The sequence below is a fragment of the Nostoc sp. genome (assembly GCF_036917465.1).
Classification (GTDB): Bacteria; Cyanobacteriota; Cyanobacteriia; order Cyanobacteriales; family Nostocaceae; genus Nostoc.
Genome location: NZ_JBALDL010000059.1, coordinates 42,638 through 64,884, shown reverse-complemented (window position 1 = coordinate 64,884; position 22,247 = coordinate 42,638). Strand labels below are relative to the sequence as shown.

Annotated in this window: 18 protein-coding genes and 1 tRNA gene; 10 read left to right on the top strand and 9 right to left on the bottom strand. The window is 40.2% G+C overall.

All coding sequences use genetic code 11. From position 1 onward, the window contains the following. Positions 1 to 70: 70 nt before the first annotated feature. A complete protein-coding gene (locus V7K38_RS12610) occupies positions 71 to 691 on the bottom strand; it encodes a tetratricopeptide repeat protein (protein ID WP_334858197.1) in 621 nt (206 codons plus the stop codon). Between the two features lie 208 nt (positions 692 to 899). Between V7K38_RS12610 and V7K38_RS12605 the strand changes: the two genes are divergently transcribed. From V7K38_RS12605 to V7K38_RS12595, 3 genes are all read left to right on the top strand, one after another. After that, positions 900 to 1,688: an SDR family oxidoreductase gene (locus V7K38_RS12605; protein ID WP_334858194.1), complete on the top strand. Its 789-nt coding sequence runs from the start codon at positions 900 to 902 to the stop codon at positions 1,686 to 1,688. Positions 1,689 to 1,940: 252 nt separating this feature from the next. Then, positions 1,941 to 2,654: a rhomboid family intramembrane serine protease gene (locus V7K38_RS12600; protein ID WP_334858190.1), complete on the top strand. Its 714-nt coding sequence runs from the start codon at positions 1,941 to 1,943 to the stop codon at positions 2,652 to 2,654. 131 nt (positions 2,655 to 2,785) lie between these two features. After that, positions 2,786 to 3,457, top strand: a complete 672-nt coding sequence (locus tag V7K38_RS12595) for a rhomboid family intramembrane serine protease (protein ID WP_334858352.1) — start codon at positions 2,786 to 2,788, stop codon at positions 3,455 to 3,457. A gap of 112 nt (positions 3,458 to 3,569) precedes the next feature. On the opposite strand, the gene V7K38_RS12590 is transcribed toward V7K38_RS12595, so the two are convergent. The 5 genes from V7K38_RS12590 to V7K38_RS12570 all read right to left on the bottom strand — a co-directional run bounded on the left by V7K38_RS12590 (position 3,570) and on the right by V7K38_RS12570 (position 10,615). Then, the gene (locus V7K38_RS12590; RefSeq protein WP_334858189.1) at positions 3,570 to 5,744 is read right to left on the bottom strand and encodes a GumC family protein; all 2,175 of its coding nucleotides are present in this window, start codon (positions 5,742 to 5,744) and stop codon (positions 3,570 to 3,572) included. A 212-nt stretch (positions 5,745 to 5,956) separates the two neighbouring features. After that, complete coding sequence (locus V7K38_RS12585) at positions 5,957 to 7,315, bottom strand: polysaccharide biosynthesis/export family protein (protein ID WP_334858188.1); 1,359 nt, start codon at positions 7,313 to 7,315, stop codon at positions 5,957 to 5,959. Positions 7,316 to 7,625: 310 nt separating this feature from the next. Beyond that, the gene (locus V7K38_RS12580; protein ID WP_334858187.1) at positions 7,626 to 8,348 is read right to left on the bottom strand and encodes a cyanoexosortase B system-associated protein; all 723 of its coding nucleotides are present in this window, start codon (positions 8,346 to 8,348) and stop codon (positions 7,626 to 7,628) included. A 145-nt stretch (positions 8,349 to 8,493) separates the two neighbouring features. Further along, positions 8,494 to 9,387 (bottom strand): cyanoexosortase B, encoded by an 894-nt coding sequence (gene crtB, locus V7K38_RS12575; RefSeq protein ID WP_334858186.1) that lies wholly within the window; start codon positions 9,385 to 9,387, stop codon positions 8,494 to 8,496. Between the two features lie 55 nt (positions 9,388 to 9,442). Next, positions 9,443 to 10,615 (bottom strand): DegT/DnrJ/EryC1/StrS family aminotransferase, encoded by a 1,173-nt coding sequence (locus V7K38_RS12570; protein ID WP_334858184.1) that lies wholly within the window; start codon positions 10,613 to 10,615, stop codon positions 9,443 to 9,445. A 553-nt stretch (positions 10,616 to 11,168) separates the two neighbouring features. On the opposite strand from V7K38_RS12570, the gene V7K38_RS12565 reads away from it, so the two are divergent. Then, complete coding sequence (locus V7K38_RS12565; RefSeq protein WP_334858182.1) at positions 11,169 to 12,722, top strand: GAF domain-containing sensor histidine kinase; 1,554 nt, start codon at positions 11,169 to 11,171, stop codon at positions 12,720 to 12,722. 453 nt (positions 12,723 to 13,175) lie between these two features. Further along, a complete protein-coding gene (locus tag V7K38_RS12560; protein WP_334858181.1) occupies positions 13,176 to 14,594 on the top strand; it encodes an IctB family putative bicarbonate transporter in 1,419 nt (472 codons plus the stop codon). A gap of 109 nt (positions 14,595 to 14,703) precedes the next feature. Here the strand turns inward: V7K38_RS12560 and V7K38_RS12555 are convergent. Continuing rightward, positions 14,704 to 14,776: transfer RNA gene (locus tag V7K38_RS12555), tRNA-Val, on the bottom strand. 119 nt (positions 14,777 to 14,895) lie between these two features. Here V7K38_RS12555 and V7K38_RS12550 point away from each other — a divergent pair. The 4 genes from V7K38_RS12550 (at position 14,896) to mazG (ending at position 17,435) form a co-directional block, all read left to right on the top strand. Further along, positions 14,896 to 15,504 (top strand): metal-binding protein, encoded by a 609-nt coding sequence (locus V7K38_RS12550; protein ID WP_334858179.1) that lies wholly within the window; start codon positions 14,896 to 14,898, stop codon positions 15,502 to 15,504. A gap of 133 nt (positions 15,505 to 15,637) precedes the next feature. Continuing rightward, positions 15,638 to 15,928, top strand: coding sequence for a hypothetical protein (locus V7K38_RS12545; RefSeq protein WP_334858177.1), 291 nt, complete (start codon positions 15,638 to 15,640; stop codon positions 15,926 to 15,928). After that, entirely contained in the window at positions 15,925 to 16,269 is a 345-nt protein-coding gene (locus tag V7K38_RS12540) for a hypothetical protein (RefSeq protein ID WP_334858175.1), read from the top strand. Before V7K38_RS12545 ends, V7K38_RS12540 begins: the two co-directional genes overlap by 4 nt. 308 nt (positions 16,270 to 16,577) lie before the next feature. Continuing rightward, complete coding sequence (gene mazG / locus V7K38_RS12535) at positions 16,578 to 17,435, top strand: nucleoside triphosphate pyrophosphohydrolase (RefSeq protein WP_334858174.1); 858 nt, start codon at positions 16,578 to 16,580, stop codon at positions 17,433 to 17,435. Here the strand turns inward: mazG and V7K38_RS12530 are convergent. Then, positions 17,393 to 18,610 carry a transporter substrate-binding domain-containing protein gene (locus V7K38_RS12530; protein WP_334858350.1) on the bottom strand — a complete coding sequence of 406 codons (1,218 nt, stop codon included), beginning with the start codon at positions 18,608 to 18,610 and terminating at the stop codon, positions 17,393 to 17,395. The genes mazG and V7K38_RS12530 overlap by 43 nt on opposite strands. 583 nt (positions 18,611 to 19,193) lie before the next feature. Between V7K38_RS12530 and V7K38_RS12525 the strand changes: the two genes are divergently transcribed. Next, positions 19,194 to 20,501 (top strand): glutamate-5-semialdehyde dehydrogenase, encoded by a 1,308-nt coding sequence (locus V7K38_RS12525; RefSeq protein WP_334858172.1) that lies wholly within the window; start codon positions 19,194 to 19,196, stop codon positions 20,499 to 20,501. A 159-nt stretch (positions 20,502 to 20,660) separates the two neighbouring features. On the opposite strand, the gene V7K38_RS12520 is transcribed toward V7K38_RS12525, so the two are convergent. Further along, positions 20,661 to 22,076 (bottom strand): isochorismate synthase, encoded by a 1,416-nt coding sequence (locus tag V7K38_RS12520; protein ID WP_334858170.1) that lies wholly within the window; start codon positions 22,074 to 22,076, stop codon positions 20,661 to 20,663. Between the last annotated feature and the right edge of the window lie 171 nt (positions 22,077 to 22,247).

Below are 22,247 nucleotides of genomic sequence, written 5' to 3'. Positions count from 1 at the left end.
GGAAGTATCACTGACAACAATCAACGTTTTGATACCTACAATAGGACTTTTAAAACATCCTCTGAGCAAATCAAGGCCATCCTCGCAGATTTTTATGTACCTGCGCTAAATACCACATATAATCATCAATTTTGTAATTATCAACAGCTTTAACTATATATTCCTGAGCCAAATCAACATTATTCTCAACTTCGTAATATAATCCCAAGTAAAGATGACTGTAAAAATTTCCCTTTATCCCTTCTGATTGACCAACAGTTAAAACATCATCTGGTGTACAATTTCCCGCATAAAAATCATATACGCGCTGCATGATGCGTCGCGGGTCATTTTTCACAGTTAGTAAATAATTACGTGCCTCTTCAACACCTAACGAACGAGCTATGCAGAGATATCGCCATACTGTTTCTTCTACATCTTGAGCATTTACAGTCAAATCTATTTCAAATTGTTGAGCGCCTTCAGCAAATCTTTCTGCATAATAATACGATAATCCCCGTTGCCAGAGGTAGGGTTTAATATGAGTATCTAGTTGCTCTGCTATGTCAAAATCTTGAATAGATTCATCAATTTTGGTAAGCTGAAAATTTACCATACCACGACGAACGTAAGCATTAGGATTTTTCGGCTGATTGCGAATGGTTTGGTTCCATCGCTGGAGTTGATTTTCCAGAGAATTTGAAAAAAACATGGGTTTGTTAGCTACTCTGCATTAAATAAAATATTTTCAGGTTTGGGGAGAACTTGTCAATCCCTAAAATTAGTCAACTTTTGTCATAGTAAATGCATACCGCTATATAATGTTTTGCGATCGCCTATGCTAGGCAGCTACGCCATCGCACCTGCGGATTGTGGGTATTATCTGACTAAATTCTGAATAAAAGTAAAACTATTTAATTATGAAGCAATTTACTGACAAAGTTGTTTTGATTACAGGAGGGAATTCTGGTATTGGCAAAGCAACAGCATTAGCTTTTGCTCAGGAAGGGGCAAAAGTAGCGATCGCCAGCAGGAGAATTAAAGAAGGTGAGCAGACAGTTAATTTAATTGAGAAATCAGGTAGTCAAAGTATTTTTATCCCCACAGATATTACCCAAGAAACAGAAGTTAAAAATTTAATTAGCCAAACAGTTAAAACTTTTGGTCGTTTAGATTATGCTTTTAATAATGCTGGAACTCCTGGATCTCTAAAAGTAGATATAGATGATTCTGAAGAAAATTGGAATCAAGTTATTAATACTAATTTAAAAGGAGTTTGGCTATGTATGAAATATCAAATTCCTGAAATGCTTAAAAATGGTGGTGGTGCTATTGTGAACAATGCTTCTATTAGAGGATTAATTGCTGCTAATTTAACTAACGATCGAGAAAAGAAAGCACAACATAATATTCATTTTTATTGTACTAGCAAACACGCAGTTTTAGGACTTACTAAATCTCTAGCTGTACAATATGCTAAGGATGGTATTAGAATTAATGCTGTTTGTCCAGGAACTATTATAACTCCTATGGTAACGGAGTCTTTAAGTGAGGAAACAATAAAGAATTACGGTAATCAATATCCTATAAAACGATTAGGTACACCGGAAGAAATTGCTCAAGCAGTATTATGGTTATGTTCAGATTCAGCTAATTTTGTTATTGGACATTCATTAGTTTTAGATGGTGGTTTAACTATTCAACATTAGTTTTAGATGGTGATATAGAACTACCTCCTAACAAGATGGCTATGCGTTCATGTAAAGGGCATTGAATCAGGTAGGAGGCAAGGCAGAAAGTTGAATGTGGCAGAGTGAAATCGAAGTGTTAAAAACTGTATTTTTTACACTCGCTTGCAATCTTGCTAACAAATCTTGATGGAATCCATCCATGAGGTAGAAGAAACTACTTACAGGATTCAGTATTGTAGAGTTTGTGTCTTAAAATCAGGAAAAACTCCCGTGGTTCCCATTAGAGATAATAATCCGACAAAAATCACGCCTTATGTAACTTATGGGCTGATTGCTGCCAATGTCCTCGCTTTTCTTTATGAAGCTAGTCTTCCCCCGCAAGCATTAAATGGGTTTCTACACCTTGCGGCTGTAGTTCCACGAGAACTGACTTTAAGCTTTGGTGGTATCTCTCTACATCAACCAGTACCAGAGTGGGCAACTTTGATTACCTCGCAATTTTTGCATGGTGGTTTCTTGCACCTAGCAGGTAATATGCTGTTTCTCTGGATTTTTGGTAACAACGTTGAAGATAAGTTAGGTCATGCCAAATATTTACTGTTTTATTTAAGTTGTGGTGTTTTGGCATCATTAACTCAATGGTTCTTCGCTCAAGATTCTAGCATTCCTTCTTTGGGTGCGAGTGGTGCGATCGCAGGCATTTTAGGAGCGTACATTCTCCGCTTTCCCAACGCTGAAGTTCTCGGCGTAGTCCCTTTAGGATTTTTCTTTCCAACTTTCCGCGTCCCCGCATATTTCTTTTTGGGATTCTGGTTTCTCGAACAAGCCTTCTACGGACTTGCTAGTTTAGAGACACGTACTAATATCGGGATTGAAGGCGGCGGTATTGCTTACTGGGCTCATGCAGGTGGGTTTATCTTTGGGGCAATTCTCGGCCCACTATTGGGTTTATTTAACGATAAATCACAAGAAGAATCTTGGTAGAGATAATTTTCATGGTATCGTTATTAACCTAAAATCTACTGATTGATTTAATAAATGAAATTGCCTACATTTCGCAACTGCTAGCCTGACAAGCTATATTGCAGTTAGTAAATAATTTAGGAAAAACACCTGTGTTTCCCCTCTACGACGAAAATCCGACGCGAATCACCCCGTATTTCACCTACGGGTTAATTGGCATGAATATTATAGTTTTTATTCACGAGGTGAGTCTGTCAAATGCACAATTGAGTCAGTTTTTAAGTCAGTATGCAGTAATACCTCAAGAGTTAACCATCAACTTGAGTGGAGAGTGGATAACGTTATTTACGTCACAATTTTTACACGGTGGTTGGTGGCACTTAATCTCAAATATGTTGTTTCTCTGGGTTTTTGGCAACAATATCGAAGATCGATTAGGTCATGCCAAATATCTGATTTTTTATTTGGTATGTGGTGCTTTAGCTGCCTTGTGCCAATGGTTTATTGGCATGAATTCTGAGATTCCTTCCTTGGGAGCAAGTGGCGCGATTTCTGGGGTTTTGGGTGCATATATTATCCGCTTTCCACACGCTAAAGTCATGACCTTAGTTTTTTTGGGGATTTTTATCACCACAATAAGAATTCCAGCACTATTTATAATTGGACTGTTCTTTGTGCAGAACGTCATATCTGGTCTTGCTACCCTACAAACAGCTGCTCACATGACTGTGCAAAGTGGTGGTGTTGCTTATTGGGCGCATATCGGTGGTTTTGTTTTTGGGATAATTCTTGCTCCCCTGTTTGGGTTATTTAGGCAGGACTAAATACAGCATTTTCTAAATAAATTCATAGCGAATTTATCAAACCTCTACCTGTTCCTCTGCCTACCTATCCTATGGGAAGGCGAAGCATTGAAATTTCCTTATTAAGAAACAATTAGTTTTTGTTGGCACTCGCCGAAACTCCTTCTGATTCTTCTACCCCAGACGTAAATATTGGTGATTCTACAACTTGTTCAGGTACAGAAACTATAATATCAGCACCATTGATAATTGCTCCTAATAACCCCACTTCATCTTCCACTAATTGATCGATCGCTTCACCTAGCATATTTTCTTGTGTATAGTGTGGTCGCGCCACTAATACGATTCCATCGCAGTAGGGTTGGATTAATAAAGGATCATTAGATATGCTGAGAGAACTAGTATCTAAGATAACTAAATCAAAACGTTCGCGCACATCTTCCATCAACCGCCGTATTTCACTAGATTCAAGGATAGCAGCAGATTGCCGCACAGGGCCAGGGCTGGGAAGAATGTATAAATTTTCTACATCAGGAACTAAACGGATACATTCACTTAAGTTAGCGTAATAACGTAGGGGTTCAATTGTGGCTTCGGGATCAGGAATTACATTCAGAGATGTACAACGAGAAGGCGATCGCAAATCTGTTTCGATAATCAAGGTTCTTTTGCCAGCCCGGGCAGAAGCTATACCCAAGTTATAAGCACTTGCCGTCTTACCCTCTAGGCTACTGGTGCTTGTAATCAACACCACTTTTAAATTTTTACCACCAATTCGGCGCAGATTACTGCGGAACTTCTCATAAAATTCTAAGTAAGGAGAATCTGCGGAAAGTACTACTGGCACTGCTTCTTGAGGCAAATCATCAACTGGCATTAAAGGCAATTCTCCCAACACTGCCACTTCCCGTTGCTTGAGGCTTTCGCGGATATCCTCTCTGGTTTTGAAAGTGCCTTCCAGCGATCCTAGTAAAAATATCACCCCGCCACCAATTAACATACCTAAGAAACCGCCCACAGCAAGGGTAATAGGTACACTCTTAGGGGGTTTGAGGTCGGGAGCGGCTGTGGCCCGTCTGGCAATGCTGAGGCTGCTGGTAGTTTCTGCCTCTGCGGTTTTAGCATCGGTTAGCTTCACCTGCATTTGGTCATAGATGGCTTTTTTGAGTCCAACCTCTTGTTCTAAACGCGATCGCTCTAATTGTTTATTGGGTATCAGAGAATACTCTTGCCGTAGTCTTGCTTCTTGTTGGATTTCTTGAACTAGCTGTTGTTGCAGTGTTTCTCGTTGGGTTTGCAAAGACACCATTTGGTTTGCCAATTGCTGGCGGGCAGGATCTAAGCTACTTTGGGTGCGAATACCTGCAATGCTACCCTGAAGTGGAGCCGCCGCCCCATCACCACCTAATACCTCAGATGCTCGTTGTCGCAGCAATTCTTCAGCCGCTTGTTTCTGACGCTGCAACTGAATCATCGTTGGGTGTTCTGGTCGCAAATCTTTTCTGAGTACGGCAATTTGCGCCTCACTTTGATAAATTTGCGCTCGTAAGTTACCAATAATTGGATCGGCACTCAAAGCAGAAGAAACATAAGCTTGTCCCACTGTTAAGCCTAACTTATTTTCTAAACTACGAACTTGACCATCAACTCCAGAAATAGTTAATTGCATTTGCCGTTGTAGATTTTGGCTGGCAGTAATAGCGCTTAACAAACTGCCATTCTCTGCTGCTAATATTGCTGTTCGCTCAATGCGATCGTACTGTTCCAACTTCTTTTCAGCAACTTGCAACTCCCGTTTAGCCTGCGGTAAGCGATCGTTAATCTTTTGAATAATTGCTTGTAATCGCCCAGTATTGATGTCACTGCTCAACTTAATCATTGATTGCATCAATTCTGTCAATACTTCTATGGCTCGTTTGGGGTCACTATCTACATATTTAAGTTCAAAAATACTCGTTTCAAATTCTCCAGTCCTGGGATTTTTTTTAGGTAAAGTAAGCACAATACTTGTACCGAGTTGTTTCGGTTTAAGATTTACTTTCTCTGCCACTGTCGCAATTATCTGGTTTGATAATAAAACGTCTTCATTCAGTTCCTTTCCTTGCTGTTGGATTTGACTACCAGTTGTTGAGAAAGAAACCGGTGGCCCCGCATAGGTTAGTGCGGCAGATGCTATGTAGTTAGTAGGTGGCTCTGGCTGCATAGCCACCACCGTTGACCCCACAACAACTAAACCAAAACTAGCTAGTCCAATCCACTTGTATTTTTCAAAAGCAATAAGATAGCGCTTAACAATTGGTGGGGTCATGGTTGCTTCACTCCAATTAAAAATTAAAAATTAAAAATTCAGGAAGCACCAAACTAAAGATACTGGCTTTTATACAAGGCAAAGGTGCTATTAACTTCCTACTGTATATCTCAATTGATATCTTTAATATTTTAATGAATTCAAAAATAACTTGGATATGTGGCTTCCTACACTCCAAACTATTTCTAGCTTGTATCCTTCTTCTAGAGTTACTAATTTGAGCCACCACCGAAGTTGTCAAAAAAGCGGAGAAAAGATTGGACATTGAAAAAGGGTTGGGTAATAGTAGTCAAGAAATTAGTAATTCTACCGATGAGGTTCCGACCAACAACAAGAACATCATTATCTTGAAGCGCCACATTTTGAGATGCATCACCTCCTAGAGCTTTTTTAGCATCAAGTTTCTGGGTGACAGCTTTACCTTGTTCAGGATCAAAACGAACCAGAGCAATATCTCGAAGATTAGCAGTATCAAGATTTACTCCTCCCAAAGCATCTACAAATGTACTACCGTTAGGCAGTGCTTGAATAGAAAGACCTCCCGCAGCGTAGTTTAAAACCCGGACTCTAATCTGTGGTGTAGCTAAGGATGAACGTGCTACTAAATTGCGGTCATAACCATCATCATTACCAACTTCACGACGGGGGATGAGGATTGCATCTCCATCTTGTAAGCGGAAATTAGGGATTGAACCGCCATTTTGCAATGCTGCATATAAATCAATAGTTTGTGAAATCACAGAACCATCAATTAATTTCCGACGTACTTGTATTTGTCGCAGGTCTGCATTCAAGGTTGAACCACCAGATACTAGCAAGGCATCAGCAACACGGGGTGTTGGTGAACTAATCGGATAAATTCCTGGTCGAAATATTTCTCCACTAATAGTAACTTGAACTGGTCGCGCCCCTGCCAAAGATACTACTACAATTGGATCTGGCAAAATACGACTTAAACCCAAACGAATTTTTTCTTGAGCTTCTTCTAATGTTAAACCTTGTAATGACACGGTTCCCACTTGCGGCACTACAATGGTGCCTTCTGGACTAATTACAGCTTGAAAGCTCAAATCTTGACGCTGTGTTGCTAAGGCTAAAACTATTACCGGATTAACCACATAACGATTTAAACCCAAGCGAATTTTTTCTTGAGCTTGTTCTAATGTTAAACCCTGTAATGACACCTTTCCCAGTAGCGGCACCACAATGTTACCTTCTGGGTTGATTAAAGCTTGAAAGCTCAAATCTGGAAAGCGCTGAACCGAAACGCTAATTCCATCTCCTATTCCTAAGCGGTATAGGCCAGGAGGACGCTGAAGTACAACATTAATTCCATCTCCCGGGCCTAAGAGGTAGCGGCTAAGTTGGGGAGAAATTTCGTCATTTGCACCTGGAGGTACAAACTCAGTACCTGGTACAGGCGAGGGAGGTTGCCTTGGTGATTGTCCTTGAGGTGGAAAAGGCTGGGCAACAACAAGTTGGATAGGTGTTGTTAAGAAAACTCCTACTTGAAGACTGACAAAACACAAGGCGCTGAATCCACGCATATAAAAATTGGGATCTATGAACATCGGTGCAGAAAATACTGATATAGAAATTAGTCGCGCCGAGTGGTTATTTTACTCTACAAATGTCCTACATATCTCTTATATCTGCAAGTATTTGCCAAGAAAAAGAGAAGAAGTTTGCTAAATTTAATTTCTAATACCAATTATTTCTGAAGCTGCGGTAAGACAAGGGCAAAATTCCCTTGTTCTATACAACTTTTCGGTATAAGTTTATATTCCTAACATCTTTCTTTTTTTAGCTGAGTTTCAGCCTGAATGCAATTCATAGAGACACTCACGATCAATTTATGGACAAACACACATGTAACGGACTTTACAAAGGGCCTGCCATTAATGCACCTTGTACTGTTTCCCCTATAGACTGGGCTAAAGGCCAAGATGTTTCTACTTGCCCTAGAGGTTCTATTGGAATCAGAATGCTCACGGCCACCCAAGGAGTGCGTTGCTTGCGCCACTGGGCTAATTGATCCGCGAAGAACCAGTGCAAAGGTGATGCATTTCCGCCATCTGGCATTGCGTACCATTGCAATACGGCAAAAGTTTGCTGTGGTGTGGTAGCGCGAAAGAACCTAGCTTTTACTTTAGTTACAACATTAGAAGCCAACTTTGCAGGCGGTTTAACAGTAAATTCAGCAGAACGAGATTGCGCTATATCCCACTTTCCCCAACGCGATCTTCCCCAGCCGTTAACATCTGTCCACTCTACCTCTGGTTGATCCATAGGCCCATTTTGCGGTAGTAAAAGCAGGATTGCCTGGGATTCGGAACCTTCTTTTTTCATTATCTGCAAAGACCATTTATGTTCGCCAATTGGCTGTTCTGCTTGTTCAGTAGTTTGCCAACCAGGAAGGGCTAATCCAGTCTTACGGATCTGTTTTAATTTATTGAGGGTGGTAACAGGTGGTGGTTGTTTCCATTGCCACTTTCCTGTCAGGTATCCAGGAACCCCTCCTATTGCTAACAGTAGTAGCAATAATAAAAGTACTGCTACCTGACTCAATTGGTTTTCTTTGAAAAACTTGGAGAAGGAAATCATCAGTAAAAATTTGTAATACTTAGGCAAAATTTTACTTCATAAAATCACACCATGAGTTCAGTAATATTTATGAGTAGATTAAGAAGCAGGGGGCAGGGGGGAAAGAGGTAATGTTATTCCCCTCAATTCCCATTTCCTAATGTTTCTAATTTTCTGCTTCTTGCTCAGTTTCTGGAGATGGCAAAAAATAGTCATTAATCCAATTTAGTAAGGGCACTAATGACACCAGCATACAAGCTGAGTAAAGATCGCCGCCCCAACCTTGATGTAGCCATTTAAAAGCCTCTTCATTACCTGTGCCGTGAAAGAAAGTCAGTAAAGTATTACGAATGATATTGGCCGCAGTACTAACGATCGCAGCAAGAGATAAAAACGATATCGTTGTGCGCCGTGAAGACAAAGAATCTGTCCAATAAAGCAGCATCAAGCCAACGTAGAGAGTTGTGAACAACATTTTCAGCCCTGCACAATAGGGGGCAACTTCTACAATGCGTCCTCCCACGTAGAGATTTATTTCATATACGGTTACGTCCATACCAAATTGATTCAGTATGAAACCTGCCGTACCAGCGATGAAGCTTTGGAGAGGCAAGGTATAGGGAGCAATGAGATAAGGCATTGCTGTTGGGGTTGCCAAAAATACTAATAGCAGGGGGAATCCTTGCGATCGCAAACCTGCTATTCCTTTAAACCACAAACATAATCCTGCTAAGATAACGGGCAAGGAAAGGTTAACCCACTCTGTAACACCGCTAAGATAAAACACTGCCCCTACTAATAATAAAACAGCGCTCAGAGGATGTATTTTATCTGGTAAACGTTTCCATTTTTTCCGGTTCATCCAGACCAAATAAGCCGCAAATGGTAAACCAATAATCCCGTGGCTAAAATATTCGTGTTCTGTACTGATATTTTTGTGCAGCCAACCATCCAACCAGTGTAGCAATATAGGAGCATAAAGCAGCAGTAAAACGCCTATAATAGCTAGATTTAATAAGTCTGAGGCGTTTCTGTTTTTTACCTGTTGCTGGAGTACCATGATTTTTATTTAGTCATTGGGAATTGGGAATTGCAAATTACGAATTGGTTTTAGACTAATGACTAATGACTAATGACTGCTGAGAATTTGTTGAGACTGCATGAGCGATCGCAGCTACAACTTCTTTAACTTGGCTACTGCTCAATCCAGGATACATCGGTAATGATAATATTTGCTGTGACAGTTTTTCGGCTTGGGGAAAATCTCCAGGCTGATAGCCTAAGTTGGTGAATGCCGGTTGGAGATGACAAGGAATTGGGTAGTGAATACCAGTTTGAATTCCTACTGCTGTAAGCTTTTCCTGGAGTTGCTGGCGTTCTATTGAGCAAGACTCATCAACTTTAATGACATAAAGATGATAAACGTGTCCTGTATCACTTTGGTTTTCTATGGGGATAATCCCAGTTGTTGCCAAGGCTGCTAGTTCTGAATCATACTGCTGGGCAATAGTCAAGCGATCGCAATTCCACTGTGGCAAATATGGTAATTTTTGGTGCAAAATTGCTGCTTGTAAAGTATCCAAGCGGCTATTTGTACCTGATTCAGTATGAAAATACTTTTGTGATGCACCATAATTTCGCAAGCGCACCATCTTCTGGGCTACATCTGCATCTCGTGTCAGCAGCATTCCCCCATCCCCAAATGCTCCCAAATTTTTGCTGGGATAGAAACTAAAAGCTGCTGCTATTCCTACAGAACCAGCGTAGAATCCGTCTCTTTGGGCGAGGTGCGCTTGGGCAGCATCTTCAAAAATTAGTAGTTTGTAAGTATCGGCAAAGTTTATTAGTTCACGTGGCGATACCATTTGACCATAGAGATGTACAGGGATAATTGCTTTAGTCTGAGGTGTAATTGCTTTTGCTGCGGCCTCTAAATCAATTAAAGCTGTTTGGCAATCGCAATCTACCAGAATTGGCTTCGCGCCAGCGCGGATAACCCCAATTAAGGTAGCGATAAAGGTGTTTGCTGGTAAAATTACTTCATCGCCAGCCCCAATATTACACGCTTGCAATCCGAGAGCGATCGCATCTGTTCCTGATGCAACACCAACCCCATAATCTGCCCCGGATACTGCCGCAAATGCTACTTCAAAATCTGATAGTGCTTGCCCTAAAATAAAATCTCCCTGTTCCAATACAGAGTAGATTGCATCTTGTAACTGCGTTTTAATTGGTTCATGCTGTAACTTCAGGTCTACAAAAGGAACTCTAATAGCCATTTTATTCATTACTAGTTGTCCTCAAAAAATATTTCTTCAGATGGGAAAAATAAAAAAGCCTACACAATTTTCAGGATGAAATTGTAATAGGTTCAATCTATTGGATCGAGACTTATATAAACTATCTAGGATTGTCAGCCATTAGTCCTAGCTGTCATGAGTAATTATTGCTATAAAAGTCACACACATATAATATTTTTAAGTGAATATACTCTGATAAAGTCAGTGATAATTTTTCCTTACATACATAAAGAATAACAACCCCTTTGTATTGTATCCTTAGCATTAGCTTACCCTGGCTGAATCGAAATCTAACGCAGTCTGCCTGTAAAATCCCAAGCAATAAAGACTACACTAGTGCTAAATAAAGAATATTCAGCACCACTAACAAGTAACTTGTGCATACCGCATCGCCAAGTTTAATGTAAGAGATAAAAATTTTTGCCCCAAATTTGTTTGTCAGAGGCAAAATTAGGGAATGCTTAAAAATAGCAACTGATAACCCAGAAATAGGGATTATATCAATTCACAGTATCGAGAAATTATTAAGGTAGCAGTGGCAATGATAGAGCCTGAAAACAAATTATTTGCCCTAAAGGATGGTTGGGATTCTCATGAATCAAGAGAACAACAACGCCTCAAAGCTTTGTCCGATTTAGGTTTGCGGCAACCAGAAACGATTCCGGTTTTTGAAGAAGCCACACAGACTGCTGCCCACTTTTTGGAAGCACCAATTTCCATATTGGGATTTGTGGATCAAGAGCGTCACTGGTTCAAGTCATCGGTAGGCTTATCTAGGCTGGGATTAATGAATCATTTGGCACAAAGCCGCCAACTGTCACGCAGGGAATCGTTCTGCACTCAGGTAGTAGAGAGTCTTCAAATATTTGTAATTAATGATACGCATAAGCTTACAGATCCAGTACTGGCTAGCAGCAAGTTAGTGCAGGATTATGGTATCCGTGCTTACTTAGGAGCGCCAATGATTGATGCTGAGGGAAATTGTTTGGGTGCATTGGCGGTGATGGATTTAGTGCCGCGCAATTTTACAACCAGAGACATTGAGTTTTTACAAATCATCGCTCGTTGGAGCATGAGTGAATTTGAGCGTAACCGACTCTTGCAAGGAAAACTCGAATCAAGTACTCCCACAGTACCTCCTATATTTTCACTCAATGAGGAACGCAATACTGAGATTAAAATTCCCGCACCCACTAAAGATAGCGACTCTGTTTCTACCAAGCAACTTCAGTTGGAACTTTTGGGTCAACTAACTCAGGAGTTACGCACACCTTTAACATCTGTACTCGGTATGGCTGGTGTTTTAGGACGTGAGATTTATGGGCCTTTGACGACTAAGCAGAGAGAATATTTGGAAATTATCCAACACAGTGGTCGGTACTTACTTTCCCTAGTAAACGAAATTACTGAACTAGGAGCTATGGATGACAATTCTACTGTGCTAAATCTCGCTCCTGTGGATATCGAAATGCTATGCCAACAAGCTATCAATACCCTAGAAGAAGTCGCTAATCGCCGTGAGCAAGATATTCGCCTCTCTATAGAACCAGGACGCAATCGCATTTGGCCTTTAGATAAAGACAAGGTGCGGCAAATCCTTTATCACCTGGTTTTCAGTGTGATTCAACTTTCGGCTACAGGTAGCATTGTTCGCATTCATGTATCTTACAAGGAAGATACGCTCAACATTACTATTTGGGTTTCCCATCCTTGGTTAGGAGATGGCATAACTGAGATTGATCCGTACTTCCGTCTCAATTCTTTGTCGCTGCTAGAGTTGACAGGCGAAGTAGCAACTTACAATACTCATACAGAAAACCACAAGCAACTAGATACTTCATCAGTAGCAGTAGACAATTCAAAAAACTTGAGTGATTCCCATTCAAATTTTTTTGCTGCTAGTTCAGGTATAAATTTAGCTAAATCAAATGGAAGTCTTTCTCGTGAAAGCTTAGGTCTATTGCTAAGTTGTCAACTGGCAGAGTTGCACCGGGGACAAATTTTGATTCAAGGTTCACCAGAATCAGGATATCGTTATGTGCTTTCTTTGCCACTACAACTGGCGACGACCTCACAAGCAATTAGCAATGTCTAATTTTGGGGATTGGGGATTCGGAAAGAGGTATTTTCATCTAATAAGTAAGTCGGCACGATAAAACCCATGTATATTTAGTTTTGTAAAAACTATGGAATAACCAATTTCTTAGCTATTCGCTAATTTTACATTTCGTCACATAGCTTGATTTTTTAACGCTGACTTACTTTAGGACTCATATTTGATTTTTAGTTGCCTTTTACCTATTGCCTCTTTCGTACCTACACAAATAAATTTAGAAATCAAAGCGGACTACTATTGTTTGTTGAGTACTTAAGTATATGAAGGGCTATCTTAATTTGATACTGGCTGAATTAAAGGTAGTGGCTGATGGCTAGGAATAAGAACGCCATTACGCGATGTTCAATTTCTGTTATTACCTTTTTATGACCATAGGCATTATGATCAATTCCAAGTTCTGCGTCGGCAGGCTAATTGATCGCAATGTTTTTTATGAATTTAGTCTGGCAACGATTTACTTTATCATCTTTACCGCTCAAAGAATATCTTGCTACCAGTTACGTACACCGTTATCTGGTCGGACTCTTGAGTTCTTGGCGGCAAACCAGCATCTTAATGCAGTGGGGAGATGCGACAGCAGCAGCTTTACTCAGCTTAATATATGCCCTTGCGCCTTTTGCTTCGAGTACGTTGGTAGGTTTGTTGTTAGTGGCTTGTGTGGGATTTTGGCTGTTGTTGACTTTATCTGATGAAGTCACACCAGCAAATGTCTCGTCAGTCACTCCCATTCACCTACTGGTATTGCTTTACTGGGGAATTGCTCTAATCGCAACAGCATTATCACCAGTGAAAAAGGCGGCAGTTAACGACTTGGGAACGTTGACCTTATATTTGCTACTATTTGCCCTTTGTGCCAGGGTATTAAGGTCGCCTCGCCTCCGGTCTTGGATTATCGTTCTTTATCTGCACGTATCGTTAATTGTCAGTGTTTATGGATTGCGGCAATGGTTTTTTGGAGCCACAGCACTAGCAACTTGGGTTGATCCTGAATCTCCTCTGTCTAAGACTACAAGAGTCTACAGTTATTTAGGCAATCCTAACTTATTGGCTGGATACCTCTTACCAGCAGTAATTTTTAGCTTAGTGGCAATTTTTGCATGGCAAAGTTGGCTGAAAAAAGCCCTAGCATTAACAATGCTAATTGTCAATACCGCCTGCCTGATCCTAACTTTTAGTCGTGGCGGTTGGATTGGACTAGTGGTAGCAGTTTTGGCAGTGATGGCATTGCTAGTTTATTGGAAAAGTGTGGAAATGCCTCCTTTTTGGCGTACTTGGTCATTGCCCATTGTCTTAGGAGGTTTAATTGGGGTATTACTGTTAGCAGTAATATTTGTAGAGCCAGTCCGCTTGCGGGTCTTGAGTATTTTTCTTGATCGCAAAGATAGCAGTAATAATTTTCGCCGAAATGTGTGGGATGCTGTCTTTGAGATGATTCGCGATCGCCCGATTTTTGGTATTGGCCCTGGTCACGGCTCTTTTAATAAAGTTTATCCCCTTTACCAACATCCTCGTTACACTGCTTTGAGTGCTTACTCGATTTTATTTGAAGTAACTGTAGAAACTGGCTTTGTTGGTTTAGCCTGTTTTCTCTGGCTGATAATTGTCACATTTAACACGGCACTTTTGCAAGTGCGACGATTGCGACAACTCAGAAGTGGAGAAGGATTTTGGTTAATTGGAGCGATCGCTATTTTGTTGGGTATGTTAGCTCATGGGACTGTAGATACTGTCTGGTATCGTCCTGAAGTTAATACCCTCTGGTGGCTCATAGTTGCTTTAATTGCCAGCTACTGGAAACCTTTAGCTCAACATCAGACAAATTTATCTAACCCTGAACCAGCATTAAACTAACTTAAGTTAATGTGTCAGTTGTTCTTCTAATGAACAACTGACAACTTTTGAACGCATTTAAAAAAGGCTAGAAACAACATTTAAGCTGTCTCTAGCCTTTTTTAGTTAGTGGGCAGTACCAGACTCGAACTGATGACGTCCTGCTTGTAAGGCAGGCGCTCTACCAACTGAGCTAACCGCCCTTTTGACCAATCATTAACTAATATAGCAGACTATTTCGTCTTGCGCTAGTAGTTTTGGGAAAATCTTTTTTTCTCTTATACTGGCTCAGTATTCAGTTATTCAGCACTTAGGATTTAGGATGCCCTCTGGTCGGACGCACGATCGCATTACTATGTATGCTCTGCCGTTCGTGGCGGGCATTACTTTGTGGCAGACTCGCAGTAGCAATGTGACTTTGTTGGTTGCAGGCGGGTTTCTATTTGGGGGGCTAATGTTTGGCCCCGATTTGGATATTTACTCTGTGCAATTTCAACGTTGGGGTTTCTTGCGCTGGATTTGGCTACCTTATCAAAAAAGTCTGCGGCATCGTTCTTTTTTATCCCACGGGCCGATTATTGGTACGATTCTGCGGATACTTTATCTGGGGTGTTTGCTAGCTATCTTGGCAATTTTGATTTTGGCGATCGCCCAAAAGCTAGGGAATCTGAGTTTTACTTGGCAAGATTTGGGGGTAACTGTGGGGCGATCGCTCGTAAATTACAATACTGAGTGTATTGCCCTATTTTTGGGGTTGGAACTTGGTGCAATGAGTCATTCTCTCAGCGATTGGAGTGGTTCAGCATACAAGCGCTTTCAAAAACAAGGGGTTCGGGGGTTGCTTCCTAGTCGCAAAGCGAAGAAGCGTAAAGTTACAATTCGTGGTAATCGTTCTAGACCAAAAACTAGTAAAAGCCGTACAAAACAGTAGTTTCGCTGCAAAAAACAAGTATTACCTGATACCAACTAGTTGAAAATAAGTAAGTATGCTCAAAAAAAGATACATTATTTTTAACGGCTAATTATAGCCAGACTTTTGTTGAGTAATACAGGTAGTAAACTAGATGATGTTCAATGCGCGATCGCTGACTAAAGTAGCGGCTATATCTAGCTTGATTTTGGGGACAGTAGCTTCGAGTGCTATAGCTGTTCCTTTATGCCAATCTATGACACAGAAATTACAAGGGAAAACTTTAGTGTCTCAATCTGTTGATGAAGACACTAACCTGAAATTTGAATCTCGTGGTTGCTATAGAACTAAAAGCACTACCGTAATTTGTGATGTTTTAGTGACAAATTTAGGTACTACAGTCCGAAAATTCGATTTGGGGCTACTGACAATGATAAACCATTGACAAGTGCAATCGATTCTTCTGGTACGGTATATGCTATCAATGAAATAATTGCTGGAGGTTCCAGTACTAAGTACACGGTTAGTCTAAACTTTGCTCCTGGTATTCCCACAAAAGTCAGCTTTGTTTTTGAAATACCAGCACAAGTTACTGAATTAACTGCTTTAGACGTAGCTTTTGGACAATGGAATAGTTCAGTTACAACACTTCCGAAACAAGTAGCTCTTACTAATATTGGAGCGATCGCATCTAAACCTAACTCTGGATCTACAGTAAATAGAGGAAATAATTCTAACTGTACTTGTCCACCCAATTCTAATTCCCCTCGCCGAAAACCGAAATAAAGTAGTTGTACAAATAGGAGTGAGCAGTTAGAGGTTGTTTGAAAAGTCTTGGGCTGTGATTTTAGGAACTTGTTGATCCCCCCTAACCCCCCTTAAAAAGGGGGGAACCGGAGTCAAAGTCCCCCTTTTTAAGGGGAGCCACTGCTCCACTTGGGGAGACCCCAAGTGGAGCATGTGGCGTGGATTTAGGGGGATCTAAAACTTTTGATACCGATAAGAGAACTTTTCAAACATCCTCTTATGCTCCCTCAAAACTACCCCTGGTTTATAGTTGTTAAAGTGCAGACGACACGGAATTTTTATTCTTTATGGAATATCAAAATCAAAAGCATACTGATACTTTAGCGGCGTTACAGGAGTTAATTGAGATAGTAGCAAAATTGCGATCGCCTGATGGTGGTTGTCCTTGGGATTTGGCTCAAACTCCTGAAACGCTGACTCCTTATGTGATTGAAGAAGCTTATGAGGTGGTGGATGCAATTAAAAGTGGGGATAAAAATGCGATCGCAGAAGAGTTAGGCGATTTATTATTACAAGTAGTATTACAAGCCCAAATTGCTAGCGAATCCGGGCAATTTTCCCTCAAAGAAATAACTCAGGGGATTTCCCAAAAGTTGATTCGCCGTCATCCTCATGTCTTTGGTGATGTGTCGGTGACAAGTGTAGATGAGGTGCGGCAAAATTGGGAACAAATTAAAGCGGCAGAAAAAGGAGAAGCATCTCCAGAGGCGCAAAAACTTAGTGCTAAACTCGGTCGTTATGGCCGTACTCTTCCCCCAATAACGGCGGCGATGAAGATTTCTCAAAAGGCTGCGGCGATTGGGTTTGAATGGGAAAATATTCAGGGCGTTTGGGATAAGTTTCATGAAGAGTTAGGGGAGTTTCAACAGGCTTTAGCTGAGGAAACACCGGAACGACAACAAGCAGAATTAGGCGATTTACTGTTTGCAGTTATTCAACTAGCGCGTTGGCATAATCTCGATCCCAGCGTCGGTTTGCAAGGCACTAATCAGCGATTTGTGCAGCGATTAGAAAAAATGGAGGCAGTTGTCGATCGCCCCCTTTCTGATTACAGTTTGGATGAGTTAGAAAAATTGTGGCAACAGGCAAAAGCCCAACTTGCTCAAGATTCTTTAGGAGAAAACCATTTGTCATATAACGATTGATAAGTGCCGTTTTCTCTGAGATTTAGCAGCGCCTGATTAATTGGTTTGCGGTAGGGACTGTTGTTAGGCAGAATGATTCCGTAGCTTTCTTCACGTAAGATAGTGCCAACAATCTGTACCTTCCCTTTGCCTTCCTTGGCAGCATAGTAGAGGAGTACAGGTGCATCAAATACTACGGCATCAGCTTCTTTTGTTTGCAAAGCATTGTAAGCTTCCTCAATTTTGGGGACTTCTAAAACCGAAATATGATGTTCTCGCAGATATGTGGCTGCTGTGCTACCCGCAGTTGTAGCCACTACCTTGCCAGGTAAATCGTCTATACTCCTAATATCGCCCTGAAGTTGCTGCACAGTTAATGAAGTAGTCACGCTGGCTGTAAAGTAGGCGACAAAAAGGACTCCGATAAACATCCAGACTACAGCTATTAAACGTCCCAGCACTCCCTTAGGCATTTCATCGGCTTGAGTTGCTAATGTGGCAGCTGCCCACCAACAGGCTTTGAAGATGCCAGGAAAGTATGATTGAGAAATCATCCCTTCTTTCTGATTGCGTTCAGATAACCAAACAATGTGGGCTGCTACGACAATTAGCACTATCGCAATGCCTATTACCTGCAAGAGGCCAGTAGAGAAAAACAATTGCAAAATACTTGGAAAAGCACTGCTTTTACTTTCTAGCTTTCGTACCATAATTTGCAGCCCCCCAGCAAAAATGGGTAATGAGAAATCAAAATTCTGCTCGCGTTCGGCTGTAATCGATATAGCTGCAATCCCTAAGTTAGCTTTATTGTCCTTAATAGCAGAAATCAATTCTGGTACACTGGAATATTCAATAAGTTTAGACTCTATACCTATTTGGGTAGCGATGCTGCGCCAGAGGTCGATACTAAATCCCGATAAATCGCCTTTGTTTGATACCACAAAGGGCGGTATAACTCGTGTAGCTACTAATAACGGTTGTTGGAGTTTTGGAGATTCTTGGGGTTCCGGTTTTTGAGCTAGTCCTGGGGATGCGATTAACAAACATGCCAGAATTCCACCTACTAATGCTAGGCAGGTACACAAAACTATGGAACGTCTGATTTTGTTTTTGCGGTTATGTCTGTCAAAATAACCAATCGAGCTTTTCCTTCCAGCTATAAGTTGGCGAAATCTAGTAGCGATCGCATTTATCATCAAAATCATCTTAGGGGTATATACAAGGTATATTTATCATGCCCACCCCAGATCAAATATCACAAATAGGGTAAAGTCCCACAGGATAATTTCGGCTGTTGTCCTGATATTACTGCTGCAAGCATCAGACCCCCCTTAAGCTAGAAAAAAATTTGCTTAAATCTACCTATAGCGGTTCTCCCTAGTAAAGGAGTGGTATTTAATCTATCAATACTCAATAGATCCAACTCTCGTCACTACAATTTCGCAAAAGTTCAAATAATGGCAGTATAAATTGCTTATTTAAGAAAAAGACTAGAGAAACATAAATTTTGATGTCTCCCTAGTCTCCGGTACGCATAAATCATTTTTAAGGCTTTTAAATAATATCTGTAATAATACTTAAAATATTTATATACTAGTTAAGTTGTTACTCTTTGTCTCCCTGTATTTCATATTCACAGAGTAAATGTTTTGAACCCAGTTTTGCCTCACCCGATCAGAGTAATTGTTGATTACCCAGATGGTTCAACCGATTGGGGGAAGACGAGAAGCAATAATCAACTTCAGATTGATAAGATGAAGAAAAGATAAAGATTTTGCTATGACTATTTTTGATATTAGTTCTCCCCTAATTGCGATCGCCCAAAAAACCCGCAAAGCCGCAAGTAAGCTGGCGATTCTCTCGACTGAGGCAAAAAATCAAGCACTTGTTACGATCGCGCAAGCTTTAGAATCGGCTAGAGATGAAATTTTACAAGCAAATGTTGCTGATTGTAAAGCTGCGAATGCCGAAGGAATTTCCCAACCGCTTTATAAACGTTTGCAGTTGGATGAACATAAATTAAGAGATGCGATCGCTGGGGTACAAGATGTAGGTAAGCTAGCCGATCCAATTGGTAAAATCCAAATTCACCGCGAACTTGATACTGGCTTAATTCTCAAGCGAATTACTTGTCCTTTAGGCGTTTTGGGGATTATTTTTGAAGCCCGCCCAGAGGCGGCGATTCAAATTGCTTCCTTGGCGATCAAATCGGGAAATGGTGTAATTCTCAAATGCGGAAAGGAAGCGGTGCTTTCTTGTGAAGCGATAGTTAAAGCAATTAAACAAGGATTATCTGAAACTGCTGTTAACCCTGATGCAGTACAGTTGTTAACAACTAGAGAAGAAACTCTAGAACTTTTGAAATTAGATAAATATGTAGATTTAATTATTCCTAGAGGTTCTAATTCTTTTGTACGGTTTGTGCAAGAAAATACACGCATTCCGGTATTAGGTCATGCCGATGGAATTTGTCATCTTTATATAGATAAATCTGCTGATATTTCTAAAGCAGTTCCGATTACAGTAGATGCCAAAGCCCAATATCCTGCTGTTTGTAATGCGATTGAAACTTTACTAGTTCACCAATCAATTGTTACAGAGTTTTTACCAAAAGTCGCTGCTGCTTTACAAGAACGCAACGTAGAATTAAGAGGTGATAAACGTACTTTGGAAATTTTACCTAACATCGTACTTGCAACAGAAATAGATTGGGAAACAGAATACAGCGATTTTATTTTATCGATAAAGATTGTCGACTCGATAGAAGCTGCGATCGCACATATTAACGAATATGGTTCTCGTCATACTGACGCGATTATCACTGAAGATTCAGAATCTGTTCAAACTTTCTTTGGACTGGTAAATTCAGCTAATATATTCCACAATTGTTCTACCCGATTTGCTGATGGTTTCCGCTATGGTTTCGGTGCAGAAGTAGGAATTAGTACGCAACAAATGCCTCCCCGTGGCCCCGTTGGTTTAGAAGGATTATTGACATATAAATATCAAATGACTGGTGATGGTCATATTGTAGCTACTTACACCGGGGCAAATGCTAAAGCTTTTACTCATCAGGATTTGGAGTAAAGTATTCTCAAAAATAAATGAGTGAAAATGTAGAAATTACCCAATAATTTCCGCATTTTAGTTACTTTCAGGACTTACGCAAAATAATGAAAAAACGAACCGCAAAGGACACAAAGGAATAAGAGTTTGAGAGAGTTCTTGCGTAAGTCCTAACTTTATTCAAACTAATGCTTTCAGTAATGCCTGAAGTTTAAGTTGCACCTCTGCAAATTCTTTGTCAGGATCCGAGCCAGCAACGATACCAGCACCAGCATACAATCTTGCGCGATCGCCATCAATCAATGCTGAACGAATTCCCACAATAAACTCACAGTTTCCCTGAGAATCTATCCAACCTAGAGGCGCAGCATACAAACCTCTTTCAAAGCTTTCGTAGCGACGAATTTCGGCACAGGCTACATCTCGTGCTGCACCAGCAACGGCTGGTGTAGGATGCAATTGTCCGACAATTTTTAATGGGTGGATGTTTGCTGGAACTGTAGCACTTATTGGTGTCCATAAGTGCTGGATATTCGATAATTGTCGCAGCCGTGGTGCTAATATTTGTGGTGATAAATTTAGTTGACGTAGGCGTTGTGTAATAAAATCAAGTACTAGCAAATGTTCGTGCTTTTCTTTTTCACTATTAAGTAAACGATTGGCATTAGCTGCATCTTCAGCAGGGGTTTTACCTCGCGGTGCAGAACCAGCTAAAGCATCAGTAATTAACTTTTGATTATTAATACTAATTAATCTTTCTGGACTTGCACCAATAAAGTTTTGTCCTTTGCCATTACTGGTAGAAAAGATATAACAATTAGGATGTATTTGTCTAAGATTATTTAAGGATTTAACTAAATCAAATTGGTTGCTTGATTTTACATCTAATATATCTGCTAGGACAATCTTACTTAAATGACTAGACCGAATTTTTTCCAAAACAGATACTACTGAACGTTTAAACTGAGTAGCATTTGAGACAGATTTCTTGTAAAAGTTTGCTGGAAAAGAATCAATATTAGCAGAGTAATATTTTAATGATTGGATAAATTCAATTTTATTTTGCATATTATCCAACAACCTTTGAATATTTGTATTTTCATTAAGAATTATATTTGTTACTAATATACAACGCTGATTTTTAACAGCTACTTGCCAACGTGGAAGAAAAATGGTAGCAGATGGAAATGGATAATCGACTTGGGCGTTTTTATCAAAAAAGCTGAAATAAGAAAAAAAGTGAGGCCCAGAAAAAGGTTGATTAGTGTTACCAAAATTAATTATATTTTTTAGACAAGATTTGATAAAATATTCAGCTTGAGTAAAACGATCTGCACCATCAATCTGTAATTTTGCTACAGAATCAATTGCTGCGATCGCTTCTCCTTTAGCTCTGTCCTCAAAGTAAAAATTTATTTCATTTGCTTGTGTAAGTCGATCCAATACAAGTAAAGGATCAACTAAATCGATCTCTTGAGAGATACTGACAATTTGCTTGTCATTATTTTGGAGGCACTTTTCTTGGACTGATAACAGAAATTGATATAAATCTTTGCGCTCTACAAACAAGTTGCTACGACATGGTGAAACTGTCATGGATCTAACGATAGTAAATTTTTTTTAAGTTACTTCCTAAAGTGTAATTAATCGTGGTCGTATTTTTACAGGTAACATATTAAGTTGCCATTTCACCAGCGTAGGATTTGCTTTGTTCATGGTATTCCTAGACCATAATAAGACAGTTTTAGCCTGAGACTGCAAGGTGAG